At 71.2% G+C, this 13,795-nt stretch carries 12 protein-coding genes; 8 read left to right on the plus strand and 4 right to left on the minus strand.

Features of this window, described 5'->3' with window-relative positions:
* Nucleotides 1–154: 154 nt before the first annotated feature.
* From ACIBI5_RS39155 to ACIBI5_RS39175, 5 genes are read left to right on the plus strand one after another with little or no spacing between them, the layout of a single operon-like run.
* Nucleotides 155–1,420, plus strand: a complete 1,266-nt coding sequence (locus tag ACIBI5_RS39155) for an ABC transporter substrate-binding protein (protein WP_397254435.1) — start codon at nt 155–157, stop codon at nt 1,418–1,420.
* Nucleotides 1,417–2,367, plus strand: a complete 951-nt coding sequence (locus ACIBI5_RS39160; protein ID WP_397254437.1) for a carbohydrate ABC transporter permease — start codon at nt 1,417–1,419, stop codon at nt 2,365–2,367. The genes ACIBI5_RS39155 and ACIBI5_RS39160 overlap by 4 nt, the downstream gene beginning before the upstream one ends.
* Nucleotides 2,368–2,381: 14 nt before the next feature.
* Nucleotides 2,382–3,191, plus strand: coding sequence for a carbohydrate ABC transporter permease (locus tag ACIBI5_RS39165; RefSeq protein ID WP_397254439.1), 810 nt, complete (start codon nt 2,382–2,384; stop codon nt 3,189–3,191).
* Nucleotides 3,192–3,193: 2 nt separating this feature from the next.
* A complete protein-coding gene (locus ACIBI5_RS39170) occupies nt 3,194–5,554 on the plus strand; it encodes a DUF4838 domain-containing protein (RefSeq protein WP_397254441.1) in 2,361 nt (786 codons plus the stop codon).
* Nucleotides 5,551–6,810 (plus strand): mandelate racemase/muconate lactonizing enzyme family protein, encoded by a 1,260-nt coding sequence (locus ACIBI5_RS39175; protein WP_397254443.1) that lies wholly within the window; start codon nt 5,551–5,553, stop codon nt 6,808–6,810. Before ACIBI5_RS39170 ends, ACIBI5_RS39175 begins: the two co-directional genes overlap by 4 nt.
* 80 nt (nt 6,811–6,890) lie before the next feature.
* Here the strand turns inward: ACIBI5_RS39175 and ACIBI5_RS39180 are convergent, their stop codons facing one another.
* Nucleotides 6,891–7,607, minus strand: a complete 717-nt coding sequence (locus tag ACIBI5_RS39180; protein ID WP_397254445.1) for a FadR/GntR family transcriptional regulator — start codon at nt 7,605–7,607, stop codon at nt 6,891–6,893.
* 153 nt (nt 7,608–7,760) lie between these two features.
* Here ACIBI5_RS39180 and ACIBI5_RS39185 point away from each other — a divergent pair, with 153 nt between their 5' ends.
* Nucleotides 7,761–8,936, plus strand: coding sequence for a mandelate racemase/muconate lactonizing enzyme family protein (locus ACIBI5_RS39185; protein WP_379614131.1), 1,176 nt, complete (start codon nt 7,761–7,763; stop codon nt 8,934–8,936).
* On the plus strand, nt 8,933–9,805 hold the full coding sequence (locus ACIBI5_RS39190; protein WP_397254447.1) for a dihydrodipicolinate synthase family protein: 873 nt from the start codon (nt 8,933–8,935) through the stop codon (nt 9,803–9,805). Before ACIBI5_RS39185 ends, ACIBI5_RS39190 begins: the two co-directional genes overlap by 4 nt.
* 5 nt (nt 9,806–9,810) lie before the next feature.
* Here the strand turns inward: ACIBI5_RS39190 and ACIBI5_RS39195 are convergent, their stop codons facing one another.
* Both ACIBI5_RS39195 and ACIBI5_RS39200 read right to left on the minus strand, forming a co-directional pair.
* On the minus strand, nt 9,811–10,710 hold the full coding sequence (locus ACIBI5_RS39195; protein ID WP_397254449.1) for an alpha/beta fold hydrolase: 900 nt from the start codon (nt 10,708–10,710) through the stop codon (nt 9,811–9,813).
* 73 nt (nt 10,711–10,783) lie between these two features.
* Nucleotides 10,784–11,833 carry a glucose 1-dehydrogenase gene (locus tag ACIBI5_RS39200; protein WP_397254451.1) on the minus strand — a complete coding sequence of 350 codons (1,050 nt, stop codon included), beginning with the start codon at nt 11,831–11,833 and terminating at the stop codon, nt 10,784–10,786.
* Between the two features lie 124 nt (nt 11,834–11,957).
* On the opposite strand from ACIBI5_RS39200, the gene ACIBI5_RS39205 reads away from it, so the two are divergent.
* Nucleotides 11,958–12,542 (plus strand): TetR/AcrR family transcriptional regulator, encoded by a 585-nt coding sequence (locus ACIBI5_RS39205; RefSeq protein WP_397254453.1) that lies wholly within the window; start codon nt 11,958–11,960, stop codon nt 12,540–12,542.
* A 7-nt stretch (nt 12,543–12,549) separates the two neighbouring features.
* Here ACIBI5_RS39205 and ACIBI5_RS39210 read toward each other — a convergent pair whose 3' ends face one another.
* A complete protein-coding gene (locus ACIBI5_RS39210) occupies nt 12,550–13,698 on the minus strand; it encodes a serine hydrolase domain-containing protein (RefSeq protein WP_397254455.1) in 1,149 nt (382 codons plus the stop codon).
* Between the last annotated feature and the right edge of the window lie 97 nt (nt 13,699–13,795).

The following is a 13,795-nucleotide window of genomic DNA, read 5'->3' on the forward strand; positions in this document are numbered from 1 at the left end:
GTCCTTTCAAGTAGGACCTAGGACGGAAGATTGAGCGGAATGTATGCCTCGGCGACATGTCCGTCAAGTGGGCTATTGACCCACCAGCATTGCGCTGTACCGTGAGCACACACGATGGTCTGTCCTATGTCTTACTTGGCGAGAGGCAAGAAACATGAGGTTAAGAATCGCTGCGAGCCTGCTCGCCCTCCCCCTGGCCGCCACCGCCTGCGGCTCCGGAGGAAGCGGCGAGAAGGCGGCGGAACTGCGCGTCTGGAGCATGTGGTCCGAAGGCGAGCCCAACCAGAAGGTGCTGGCCGAGGCGTTCAAGGACTTCGAGAAGGCCACCGGCGTCAAGGTCAGGGTGCAGTGGAAGGGCCGCACCGCGATGAAGTCGTTCCTGCCCAGCCTGAACACCGCCAACGTGCCCGCCGACCTGATCGAGGGCAACAACAGGGAGCTGACCCGCCAGTTCGCCGCCGCCAAGGGCGCGCTCGACCTGTCCGACGTGTACGCGGCCACGGTCCAGGGCGAACAGGCCACGGTCGGGCAGATCGTCGGAGACGCCTACAAGCGCATGGCCACCTCGTCGCAGGGCGTGCTGGCCCAGCTCCCGTACCAGGTGTCCACCTACGGGTGGTTCTACAACGGCAAGGACTTCCCCACCACGCCCAAGACGTGGGAGGAGTTCGTGAAGGTCCTCGACGAGCGCAAGGCCCAGGGCCGTAAGCCGCTCGGCCAGGACGGCAGCATCCCCAACTACAACATGCGCTACCTGGAGCACTTCGCCCGCGCGATCATGGGCGACGAGGGCTGGCACGCGCTGGCCCCGGACAAGAGCGGCCAGGGCTGGCTCAAGCCCGAGGTGCTCAAGGCGGCCCAGATGGTGGAGTCGCTGGCCAGGGGCGGCTATTTCCCCGACGGCTTCAACGCCGCCAAGTTCCCCGCCATGCAGCAGAAGTGGGCCAACGGCGAGTCCGACTTCCTCTACCAGGGCACCTACCTGCCCAAGGAGGTCGCGCCGTACGCCAAGCCCGGCCTGGAGTTCCGCGCGTTCCGCTTCCCGGCGGTCGAGGGCAAGGCGCCCACGATGAACGTCACCACCACCGGCTTCGGCATCCCGGTCAAGGCGGCCAACCCTGACGCGGCCAAGAAGTTCCTGGCCTTCTTCCTGCAGAAGAAGTACCAGGACAAGGTGGCCGGGGTGGCGCTGGAGATGTCGGTGCGCAAGGACGTGCCCGCCGCGCCGCAGGTGGCCGACCTGAAGACCGCCCTCGACAGCGGCGAGATCAACAAGGCCGACGTCCTGGACATGGGTGACTTCAACACCAAGGTCCTGCTGCCACTCAGCGACCAGCTCCTGTTCGGCAAGATCGGCGCCGCCGACTTCACCAAGCAGATGGCCGAGCAGTCGGCCGCCTACTGGAAGTCCAAAGGATGACCGCGGTCCTGGAGCGGCCTCCGGTCAAGGCCGCTCCCCGGTCACGGCGGGGCGGCAGCCCGTTCGAGGCCGCGCGTCGCCGGATGATCGGCCCGTTCCTGCTGCCCGCTTTGCTGGTCTACGCGCTGGTGATGATCGTACCGAGCGTGATCACGGTCTGGATCAGCTTCAACGAGTGGGCCGGGGTCGGCGCCATGGAGTGGGCGGGGCTGGCCAACTACCGTGAGATGGTCGCCGACCCCGTCTTCGGCACCTCCTTCGCCAACACCATGAAGATCCTGGTGCTGGTGGGCGCGGCCGTCTTTGTCATCGCGTTCACCCTGACCATGCTGCTGCAGGACATGGTCGGCAGGAAATTCGTGCGGGCGGTGATCTTCTTTCCGAGCCTGGTGCCCGGACTGGTGATCGCGATCCTGTGGGGCTTCCTGCTGGACCCCGACGGGCTGGCCAACTCGGTGCTGAAGTCGCTCGGGGTGGCGGAGCCGCCGCTGTGGCTGGCGCCGGAGAACATGTTCACCACGGTCATGGCCGGGATGACCTGGCTGGCCGCGGGCACGTACACGGTCATCTTCATGGCCGCGGCCGACCGCATCCCCCGCTACTTCTACGAGGCCGCCGAGCTCGACGGCGCCGGTCCGCTCACGCGCTTCTGGCACATCACGCTGCCGCTGATGTGGGACGTCATCGGCGTCTGCGCGGTGCTGTGGGCGATCGGCGCGCTGAAGACGTTCGAGTTCGTGCTGGTCTTCGCCGGCGCGACCGGCAGCCTGCCGCCGACCGGCCTGTGGACGTTCTCCGTCTACGCCTACGCCGGCGCCTTCCCCTCCGACGGCGTCCCCAGGTACGGCATCGCCTCGGCTGCCGCCGTCCTGACCATGCTGCTCACGGTCGTGCTCACCGTCCTGGTCCGGCGGGTCATGGCCCGCCGCGAGCAGGCCACCTACTGACGCAAGGAGGTCACATGAGACTCCTCGCCATGCCGCTGGCCTGGTCGCTGGCGTTGTTCGACCTGTTCGTCGTGGCCTGGATGGCCCTGTCGTCGCTGAAGACCACGCGGGAGGTGGTCCACGATCCCTGGGGTCTGCCCGCCTCCCCGCAGTGGGGCAACTACGGCGAGGCCTGGACCTCGGCCGCCTTCGGCGACGGCGTCGTCAACTCGCTGCTGCTGGTGATCGGCAGCGGGCTCGGCACGATCGTGCTGGCCGCGCCCGCCGCGTACGTGCTCGCCCGCTTCAGCTGGCGGCTGTCCGGCCCGGTCACCATCTTCTTCGCGCTGGGTCTCGGCATCCCCGCCCCGGCCATCATGATCCCGATCTACCTGGGCCTCGACCGGGTCGGGCTGATCGACTCGCTCGGCGGCCTGCTGATCGTCTACATCGCCACCAACCTGCCGTTCGCCGTCTTCTTCCTGACCGCCTTCTTCTCCTCGCTCCCCCGCGAACTGGAGGAGGCCGCCGCACTCGACGGCTCCGGCCCGTACCGCACCTACTGGCGGATCATGCTGCCGCTGACCAGGTCGGGACTGCTGGCGCTGTTCATCCTGCAGGCCATCGGCGACTGGGGCGAGACGTTCTTCGCCCTGTCGTTCCTGCAGGAGAAGAAGACGATCTCGCTGACGTTGCTGAACTTCATCCAGACCATGCAGTACACCGGCGCCCGCTGGTCGGTGCTGTTCGCCGGGATCTGCATCGTCGTCATCCCCCTTCTGCTGCTCTACCTGTGGATGAGCAGCCGCCTGATCGAGGGCATCGCCGCCGGATACGGGAAGTGACCATGAAACGCCGCCAGTTGTTCGGCCTCGCCGGGGCCGTCGCCGCCACCCCGTGGATCCGCCCCAAGGCGGGCCTGCCGATCGTGCGTTCCGGCAGGGCGATGGCCGCGGTCATCGCCCCGCCGGACGCGGAGGAGGCCGCCGCCGAGCTGGTCGCCTACGTCGAGCGCGCCACCGGCGTGCGCCTGCCCAGGACCGCGGCGCCCGGCCTGACGCCCGTCCACGTGGGCTCGCCCGGCCCCGACCCCGCCGTGCCCGGCCTGCTGGCCAAGCTGGACAGGGACGGCTTCCTGATCCGGCCCTACCAGGGCAGCCTCACCGTGGTCGGGCCGAGCCCGACCGGCACCGCCAACGGCGTGCGCGAGTTCCTGGAGCGCTACGCCGGGGTGCGCTGGCTGATGCCGGGCCCCGACGGCGACGACGTTCCGGCCCTGTCCGCCCTGGAGGTGCCCGCGGTCGCGCTCTGCCAGCAGCCCGCCTTCGCCATGCGTTCCTTCAGCCCGCTGCGTGACACCCGCTACCCGCTCCAGCAGCTGTGGGCCCGCCGCAACCGCATGCAGGGCACCACCACCGAGCCCATCGCCTTCCACCACAACCTGCACGCGCTCTTCCCCGTCGAGCGCTACGGCGTGTCGAACCCCGAGTTCTACCCGGGCGGCAAACCCCCGGCGCCCGGCAAGCTGACCGGCTGGCAGCCCGCCTTCACCGTGCCCGGCACGATAGACGCCGCCGTCACCGGAATCCTGGAGTACTTCACCGCCAACCCCGGGGCGAGCTCGTACTCGCTCGGGGTCAACGACGGGGAGGGCTTCGCCGAGGCCGATCCGGTGCCCGCCTACTACGCCTGGGTGAACGAGGTCGTACGCCGGGTTCTGCTGGAGCGTCCCGGCAAGCGGTTCGGGCTGCTGGCCTACCGCAAGCTGGAGACGCCGCCGTCGTTCAAGCTGCACCGGCAGGTGGTGCCCTTCCTCACGCAGGACCGCTACGCCTGGACCGACCCGGCCGTGGAGTCGGCCGCGCACACGCTGACCGATCGGTGGCTGGCGGTCAGCTCGCAGCTCGGGTTCTACGACTACCTGTACGGCGCGCCGTACCTGCTGCCGAGGATGTTCACCCGCCGCTACGCCAAGACCATGCGCTACGCGAAGGCACGCGGCATCGTCGCCCATTACGCCGAGCTCTACCCGAACTGGGGCGAGGGCCCCAAGCCGTGGGTGAGCGCCAAGCTGCAGTGGAACGCCGACGCCGACCCGGTGGCGCTCCAGCGGGAGTGGTGCGAGCGCGCGGTCGGCAAGGCGTCCGCCGGGGATCTGCTGGCCTATTTCGATTTATGGGAGAAGTTCTGGGCCGAGCGGGTGCCCGGTTCGGCGTGGTTCCTGCCGAACGCCACCTACCAGACCTTCAACCTGCCGCACTACCTTGAGCTGGTCCAGGACGGCGACATGACGCGCAGCCGTACCCTGCTCGACTCGGTGGTGGCGCGGGCGGCCACGGCGCCGCAGCGGGCCAGGGCGACGGTGCTGCGGCGCGCGTACGAGTTCTACGAGGCCTCGGCGCTCAGCTACCCGCGCGCGGTCACCCCGCCCGCGACGCAGGAGGCCGCGCTCGCGATGCTCCAGAGCGGCGCGGACGCGCATCAGCGGCGTCTGGACCAGGCGGCGCGGCGGCTGGCGCTGATCAAGGAGTTCGCCACCGATCCGGTGCTGGTGCTGCAGATGAACCCCGCCTCCCACGCCAACCTGGTCTGGACGGGCTGGAACGCCGGCGAGTACTGGAGCGTCGTGGCCTACATCCGCGCCCACGAGCCCACCGGCGGCCCGGTCACCGACCTGGCCAGGAGCCTGTCGGCGGCGAACCCGTACGCCGCGCTCGTGCTGCGCGGCCTGCCCGCGCCCAACCTCGTCGTCAACCCGGACCTCACCTCCGGCCTGCCCCCGTGGACGCTGCTGCCGCGCTCCAACGGCACCAGGGCCGTCGCCCGCCCGACGGACCAGGCCGTGCTGCGGGTGAGCGGCAAGGGCTGGGGCGGGCCGTGCCAGAAGATCGCCGTCACGCCCGGCCTGGCCAGGCTCACCGCCTCCTACCGGGCCCCGGCGGGCACCGCGGCGTCGGTGCAGCTCGCGCTCGACCTGTGCGACGCCGCGGGCACCCCCATCCCGAGCAGCTCCGTGCGCTCCCCCGTGATCAGCCTGCGCGCCAACGACACCTGGACCCCGCTGCGGCTCGACTGCGAGATCCCCGACAAGGCGCGCAACATCGCCGTCGGCATGGTCGAGCTCATCTTCCTGGTGGACAGCGCCGCCGAGGTCACGGTGGACTTCGACGACATCTCCCTGCTCAACATCGCCAAGGAGGCTCCGTGAGCCTGCGCGTCACCGCCGTCGAGCGCGTCACCCTGCGGGTGCCGTTCAGGGAGCGCTCGCGGCCGTGGAACGAGATCCTCGTCTCCGAGTTCGCCGTCGTGGAGGTCGTGCGGGTCCGCACGAACTCCCCCGGCCTCATCGGGTACGGCGAGAGCCTGCCCCACTACACCTGGGCCAGGACCACCGACGCCTCCGTGGCCCGGGTCCTCGACCGCCACCCCGCCGAGCTGATGGGCGACGACTCGCTGGGCGCCGGTCTCCAGATGGCCCTCTACGACGTGGCGGGCAAGGCCCTGGGCGTCCCGGTGTACCAGCTGCTCGGCCAGCCGATGGTCCGCCAGTGGTGCCCGCTGGCCTGGTGGAGCACCAAGATGCCCGCCCGGGTGCTGGCGGAGGAGGCCAAGGACGCGCTGGCCGAGGGCTACCTGGCGCACAAGCTCAAGGCCAGGCCGTGGTTCGACGTCCATGAGCAGGTGGCCGCCATCTCCGCCGTCACGCCCGCCACCTACGTCCTCGACCTCGACTGGAACGGCATGCTGCGCACGCCGGGCGAGGCGGTCGAGGTACTGCGCGAGCTCGACCGCAGCCCGCGCGTCGGGGTCTACGAGTCGCCGGTGCTCCAGTCGGACGTGGCCGGGCAGAAGGCGCTGCGCGCCCGCGTCGACCGGCCGCTGGCCGAGCACTACAACAAGGCCCTGTTCCCGATCTGGATGCGCGAGGACGCCATCGACGGCTTCGTCTCGTGCAACGCGGGCGTGGCCGGGACGATCGCGCAGGGCCTGCAGGCGGCGGCGTTCAACAAGGACCTGTTCCTGCAGATCGTCGGGCCAGGACTGACCACGGCGTGGACGCTGCACCTGGGCGCCGTGCTCACCCACGCCCGCTGGCCGGCGGTGACCTGCCTCAACGTCTACGCCGACGACCTGATCACCACGCCCGTCGAGATCAGGGGCGGCTACGCGAGGGTGCCCGAGTCGCCGGGGCTGGGCGTGGAGTTCGACGAGGAGGCGCTGGAGCGCTGGCGGGTGCCGGACGGGTTCACCCCGTCGCCGTCGCGCAAGCTGCTCGGCTTCCACCTCGGCGACGGCAGGGTGCGCCGCTACGCCGGGATCAAGCAGCTGTTCGAGGAGTGCAGGTACGTGGGCAACCTGCCGGTGCAGCCGCGCGGGGCCGATCTGGAGGTCTGGGAGGACGACGGCACGGCCGAGTTCGACCGTCGCTACCGGGAGGCGGAGGGGGCGCCGGTCTGGGAGTGACCTGCTGTGGGGGCCACGGCCCGTGGCCCCCACAGCAGGTCACGGCCTCCGGCAGGTCACGGCCTGCTCCAGGCCGTCGCCTACTCCAGGTCGTCGCCGCGGAAGGTGCGCTGCACGCGCTCCAGGTGGGCGCGCATCTGCTGCTCGGCCAGCGCCGCGTCGCGGGTGCCGAGGCCGAGCAGCAAGGCCTTGTGCTCGGCGTCGCTCTCGGCGTGCGTCTCGCCGAGGAACTCCGTCAGCTCCTTGCCCTTCTCGCGCTCGTTGGCCAGCACGTCGGACAGGGCCTCCAGCACCGCGGTGAAGAAGCGGTTGCGGGCGGCCTTGACGATGCCGAGGTGGAAGGCGAGGTCGAGCTCCACGCGCCGCTGCAGGTCGTCGCCGACCGCGTCGGCCTCCTCCAGCAGGGCGCGCAGGCCCTCCAGCTCGCGGTCGGTGATCCTGGCGGCGGCCAGCCCCGCGGCCTTGGTCTCCAGGGCCAGGCGCATCTCGACCAGCTCGTCTATGGCCGACCCGTCGGCCTCCATGGCCAGGCGGAAGTAGCTGTGGACGGCGACCGGGCGCAGCTCGCTGACCACGGCGCGCTTGCCCTGCCGGGTGCGGATGACGCCCTGCTGGCTGAGTGAGCGGAAGGCGTCGCGGACCACGCGCTGGCTCACGCCGTACTCCTCGGCCAGCCTGGCCTCCGACGGGAGCTCGTCGCCCTCCTTGAGACCCTGCTTCCTGATGTAGTCCGTGATCAGGGCGGCGACTCGGGTGCCCAGCAGCGCGCGCCCGCGCGGCAATGCCTCGGTGTCCACGTCTCGCCTCCACTCATGTCCTATGTTCCACGTCATCGTAGACCATCGGCCCAATTTTGGCCGCAAAACTTGAGACTCTTGACTTAGGTCCTTTCTATTCGGACGATGAGGACATCATCGGGAGAAGGAGTCTTAAGTGATAGGAGTCATCGAATGCGCGTGACCGCCGTCCGGCAGTGGATCGCCGAGTTCGGGTACTACAACGCGATCTACGTCAGGATCGAGACGGACGAAGGCGTGGAGGGAGTGGCCGAGGTCGCGATGCGCCGCCGGACCAAGACCGTCTCCGCGATCGTCGAGGAACTCGGCGAGTACCTCGTCGGCAAGGACCCCACCCGCATCGAGCAGCACTTCGAGCGCATGTACCGCGACTCCTTCCTCGGCGGGACGCTGCTGACGATCGGGATCTCCGCCATCGACGTGGCGCTGTGGGACCTCAACGCCAGGGCGCTCGGGGTGCCCGTGCACCGGTTACTGGGCGGGAAGTTCCGCGACTCCGTCCCCGTCTACACGCACGCCAGGGCGACCGAGACGCCCGAGCAGTTCGCCGACGAGATCGCCGACCGGCTGGCCATGGGGTTCACCGCGATCAAGACCACGCTGCCCGGCTTCTACACGAAGGTCTCCAGCGTCCACCACGAGACGCCGGCCGCCATCCCCGCCCGGCAGACCGAGACCGAGCTGCTGCCCAACTGGTTCTGGCCGCTGCTGGCCGAGTACTTCGAGGCGGCGCGGGAGGTCGCCGGGCCCGACGTGCACCTGATGCTCGACTGCCACGGGCGGCTCAACGTGGCCAACTCGATCCGGTTGTGCGAGGTGCTGGAGCCGTACCGGCTGGCGTTCGTGGAGGAGCCGGTGCCGCCGGAGCGGCCGGAGTGGCTGGCCGAGGTGACGCGCCGGTCCACGACGCCGATCGCCGCCGGGGAGCGCTGGGCCGGGCCGTACGCGGCGGCGCCGTTTCTTGAGCGGCGCGCGCTGTCGGTGGCGCAGCCGGACGTGATCTTCTGCGGCGGCATCACCGCGGCCAAGCGCATCGCGACGCTGGCCGAGGCGAACGCGGTCTCGATCGCCTTCCACAACCCCTTCGGACCCCTGGCCAGCGCGGCGACCTGGCAGCTCGGCGCCACGCTGCCCAACCTGCTCATCTCCGAGTCGATGCTCACGCCGGAGCAGATGGTGTTCTGGGAGCGCTACACCGAGGACCCGCCCCAGGTGCGCAACGGCGAGTGGGTGGTCTCCGACGCGCCCGGCCTCGGGCCCAAGCTGCGCATCGAGGAGATCGTCAAGCACCCCTTCCGTCCCGAGTACGACGCCGGCGGCACCCGGTGAACGGCGTCTACCCGGCCGCGCTGACCATGTTCGACCGGTTCGGGCGCCTCGACCTGGACGCCACCGCCGACCATCTGGACTGGCTGGTCGGCGAGGGCGCGCACGGGCTCGTCGTCGGCGGCACCAGCGGCGAGTTCGTGGCGCTGTCCGGCGAGGAGCGCAGGGCGCTGCTGGAGGCGGCCGTGGCGACGGTCGCCGGCCGGGTTCCCGTGCTGGCGGGGACCGGCGCGTACACCACCGCGGAGACCGTCGCGCTCACCGCCCACGCCGAGGCGGCGGGCGCCGCCGCGGCGCTGGTCGTGCTCCCCTACTTCCAGCGGCCCTCGCGCGAGGAGGTGCTGGGCCACTACCGCGCGGTGGCGGCGGCGAGCGGGCTGCCGATCTGGGTCTACAACATCCCGGCCAACGCCGCCGTCCCCGCGCTGGACGTCCCCGACCTGACGGCGCTGCACGCCGACGGGGTCATCCACGGGGTGAAGAGCACGCTGCCCACCGTGCACCAGCTGAGCGAGCTGTCGGCGCTGCCCGGCTTCCACGCCTTCTACGGCGGGTTCACCTCGCCGCTGGAGGCCCTGGCCGGTGGTGCGCACGGGTGGATCAGCGGGCTGCTCAACATCGTCCCCGCCGCCGCCGTGAGCGTGTGGGACGCCGTGCGCGCCGCCGATCTGTCCCTGGCACGCTCCCGGTGGGCGGAGCTGCTGCCGCTGCGCCGCATGCTCTTCCAGCCGCCGGTACGCGGGGTGGGCGACCTGGCGCTCTACCGGGGCGTCCTGCGGATCAGGGGCAGAACGGCCGGATACTGCCGCGCCCCGCTGCGCGACCTCGGCGCCGAGGAACTGCGGGTGCTGGAGAAGGCCGTCTCCGGCTGAGGCGGTCAGTGCCCCTTTTCCGCGCGCCGGACCAGGGCGGCGATCCGCGCGGCCAGGTCGGGCCACAACTGCCTCGGGAAGTTGTGGCCCATGCCCTCGACCACCACGAGCTCGGCCCCCGGCACGGCCGCCGCCGTGGCCTTCCCGCCGCTGACGTCGAACATCACGTCGTCGGCGCCGTGGATCACCAGCGTGGGCGCCACGACCTCCCGCAGCCTGTCGGTACGGTCCCCCGAGGCGATCACCGCCACAGCCTGACGCGCCATCCCGGCCGGATCCCAGCCCCGGTCGTAGACCCGCTCGGCCCGCTCCCGCGCCCCGGCCAGGTCGGGCTCGAACCCCGGCGACCCGAGCACGCTCATCGCCCTGACGGCCTGGTCGGCGTACTCCTCCCGGTTGGCAGGCGGCGCGCCGCCGCCCATCGCGCGCAGCGCCTCGGCGTTCGAGCGTCCCACGGAGGGGTCGCCGGTCGTGGACATCATGGAGGTCAGCGACCGGACCCTGCCGGGGTGCTCGATCGCCATCGTCTGCGCGATCATCCCGCCCATCGAGGCGCCGGCGACGTGGGCGCTGCCCAGCCCGAGCGCGTCCAGCAGGCCGGCGCAGTCGGCGGCCAGGTCGGACAGCGTGTAGGCGACCGCGGACAGGTCTCCGGCCATGGCCGCGGCCACATCGGGAACGGGCGCGTCGCGCAGGTGTGTCGAGTGCCCGCTGTCCCGGCCGTCGAACAGAATCACGTACAGGCCGCGGGCGACCAGTTCGGCGACGAGACCGCTCGGCCAGGACACCAGCTGGCCGCCGATGCCCATGATCATCAGCAGGGGCGGGTCGTCGGGGTCGCCGTGGCGCTCGTAGGCCACCTCAAGGCCCGCGGGCCCCACGTTCAGCGCCTTTTCCTCAGCCATCGGCTTCCCTTCAGAATGACCCGGGGAAAAGCTAGCAGCATTCCGCCTGGAGTTTTCGGCTTCGGAAAGGGCGTTACTTCTCGAAATCGAGGACCACTTTGATGTCGTCGCCGGGCTCGAAGGCCTCGTGCGCGCGCTCCAGCGGGATCCGGCGGGTGATCAGCCGTTTCAGCCAGTCGTGGTCGGCTTCGGCGAGCGCCGTGGCGGCCTGCTCGTAATGGTGGCGATTGGCGTTGACCGACCCGAAGATCAGGTCGTTCTCCAGCACGATATTGCGGTTGAGCGTACCGGCGTCGACCCGCAGCGGCCGGCCGGTCGGCGTGACTCCGGTGAGGCAGACGATGCCCGCCGGGCCGTTGGTCGTCATCACGCCGACGGCCACCTCGGAGACGCCGGTCGCCTCGACGACGATGTCCGGGGCGATCCGCTCGGCCACCTCGATCACGTCGCCGGTGTGGTACGTGCCGCCGAGGTCGCGGACCAGCTCCGGCTTGAGCCCGTCGGTGACCCGGTCGAACACGTGCACCTCCAGGTCGCGCCGCCGGCCGAACAGCGCCGCCAGCAGCCCGATCGGGCCGGCGCCGGTGACCAGGACGGTACGCGGGCCGTACCAGGCGCGTGTGCCGATGCGCTCGATCTGGTCCCACACCTTGGCCAGTACGGTGGCCGGCTCCATGAGCACGCCGACCTCCTCCAGGGACGGGGCCAGCTTGACGGCGTAGTCGATCTCGACGGTCCACAGCTCTGAGCCGAAGCCGTCGATCTCCTTGATGCCGCGCTCGGTGTAGCGGCCGTTGCGGCACATGTCGAACTCGCCGTGCGCGCAGGCGCCGCACGGCTCCGGGTCGGGGCGGCGGACGATGCCGACCACCAGGTCGCCCGCCAGGAAGCCGCTGCGCTCCGGCGCCTGGCGGACCCGGCCCAGGCTCTCGTGGCCGAGGATCAGCCGGTCGCGGCCGGGCGGGGCCCAGCCGTACTCGCCGTCCGCGATCTCGCGGTCGGTGCCGCAGACGCCGAGCGCGATGGCCTCGACCAGCAGATCGTTCGCGCCGGGGACCGGGTCGGGCACGTCCTCGACGCGCAGGGAGCCGGTGGCGTCGGGGGCGATGGTGAGTGCACGCATGAGCCTGTCCTTGTCCGTTCGCGGGGTTCGACCCGATATCTGCCCGCCATCTGCCCTTTGTGCGGTCAAGGACGCCAAGACTTGGCACAGGCCTGGGCCGGGACCTGCCGTACGATGCGGAGCTATGCCGAAGGTGGTCGATCACGACGCGCGCCGCGAGGAGCTGATCGCGGCGACCTGGCGGACCATCCGCAGGCTCGGGCTGGCCGGCACGACGACGCGGGAGATCGCCAAGGAGGCCGGGTACGCGCACGGGCTGCTCGCCTACTACTTCCCCGACAAGGACGCCATCCTCGAGGCCGCGCTTGAGCGCGCGTACGCGGTGGCCCGCGAGCGGCTCGGCGCGCGCATGGCCGGGCGCTCCGGCCGCGACGCGGTGCGCGAGGTGCTGCTGGCGGCGCTGCCGATCGGCGCGGCGAGCGTGGAGACGCAGGTGCTGGTCCTGTCGTGGGGCTCGATGGTGACCTCGCCCGCGCTTCGGGAGCGGCGCTTCGCCAGCTTCCGCGAGTGGCGCGACACGGTACGCCTGCTGGTGCGCATCGCGATCGCGGTGGGCGAGATGAGCGGGGAGCAGGAGCCGGAGGAGATCGCCGACGCCCTGGTGGCGGTGGTGGACGGGCTGACGCTGCACGGGGTCATGAACCCCGGGGAGTACCCGCCCCACCGGCTGATCGCCACGCTCGACAACGTGCTCGACCGCTACAGCTAGCCGGCTTCTATGGTGCCGAGTCGCTCAGGGCGCAGAGGATTCGCGGCGCCACCTGCTTGATCAGCACCAGCTTGTCCAGGCCGGGATGGGCGTTCACGCCGAAGGTCACGGTCGCGCCGCCGTCGTCCAGCGCGGCGGCCAGCGTGCGGTAGCCGGGGAAGCTGCCGCCGTGGCCGTACCAGGTGCGCTCGCGCGCGCAGCCCTGAGCGGCGCCGAGGGTGTCGGCGAACAGGCCGAGGCCCGCCCGCGCGCCCGGCCACATGCGGGCCGGGTCGGCGGGGACCAGCGTCTTCATCCGCGCCAGCTGGGCGGCGGGGACGACCCGGCCGGCGAGCAGTTCGCGGTAGAAGCGGTTCAGGTCGGGGGCGGTCGAGATGAGCGCGCCGGCGGCGTGGGCGGTGGTGGGGGTCCAGCGGGTGACGTCGTGCCACGTGCCGTCGTCGTTGAGGTAGCCCTTGGCGTGCGGGCCGCGGATGGTGGTGCGGGTTCCGGGCCAGTAGGTGTCGCGCAGCTTCAGCGGCCTGATGATCCGGTCGGTGACGAGGTCGCCGAACGGCCGGCCGGTGACCTTCTCGGCGATCTGGGCGGCGATGACGTAGCCCGTGGAGGAGTAGGCCCAGCCTGGCGGGCGGGGCAGCTTGAGTCCGGCGGCGACCAGTTCGGCCGGGGTGAGCTTGGTGAAACGCTGCTCCTCGGTGAGCCGCTCGGCGAAGTCGCCGAGCCTGGCCTCGTGGGACAGCAACTGGCGTACGGTCACGCCGGGCGGCGGCTCGGGCAGATAGCGCGAGAGCGGGGCGTCCAGGTCGACGCTGCCCTCTGCGGCCAGTTGCAGGACCACGGCGGCGGTGAACGTCTTGGTGACGCTGCCGACCCGGAAGCGGTCGCCGGGCCGCATCGGGCGGGCGCGCTCGCGGTCGGCGAGACCGGCGGCCAGGTTCCAGGTGCCGCATCGGGTGCCGGAGACGGTCGCGGCCAGGCCGGGGATCTTCGTCTCGCGGACGACCCGGTCCAGGGTCGCCCGGACGTCGGCGCGTACGTCCGCGCAGGCGGCGGGCGGGACCGCCGCCGCCCCGGCCGCCGGGGCGGCCGTCCCGGCGGCCGGGGCGGTGGTCAGGGTCGCGGCCAGGGCGATGGGGAGGAGGGCGAGGGTAGGCATGCCGTCGATCCTCACGGCCGGGGCGCCGCCGCACGATCGGCCGTCCGGCCATGGTGAGCCCTTCGGGGAGCGGGGGCCGTCTCCTCCTTCAGAAGGG

Origin of the sequence: Nonomuraea sp. NPDC050540 (genome assembly GCF_044457485.1) — a bacterium.
Lineage (GTDB): Bacteria > Actinomycetota > Actinomycetes > Streptosporangiales > Streptosporangiaceae > Nonomuraea.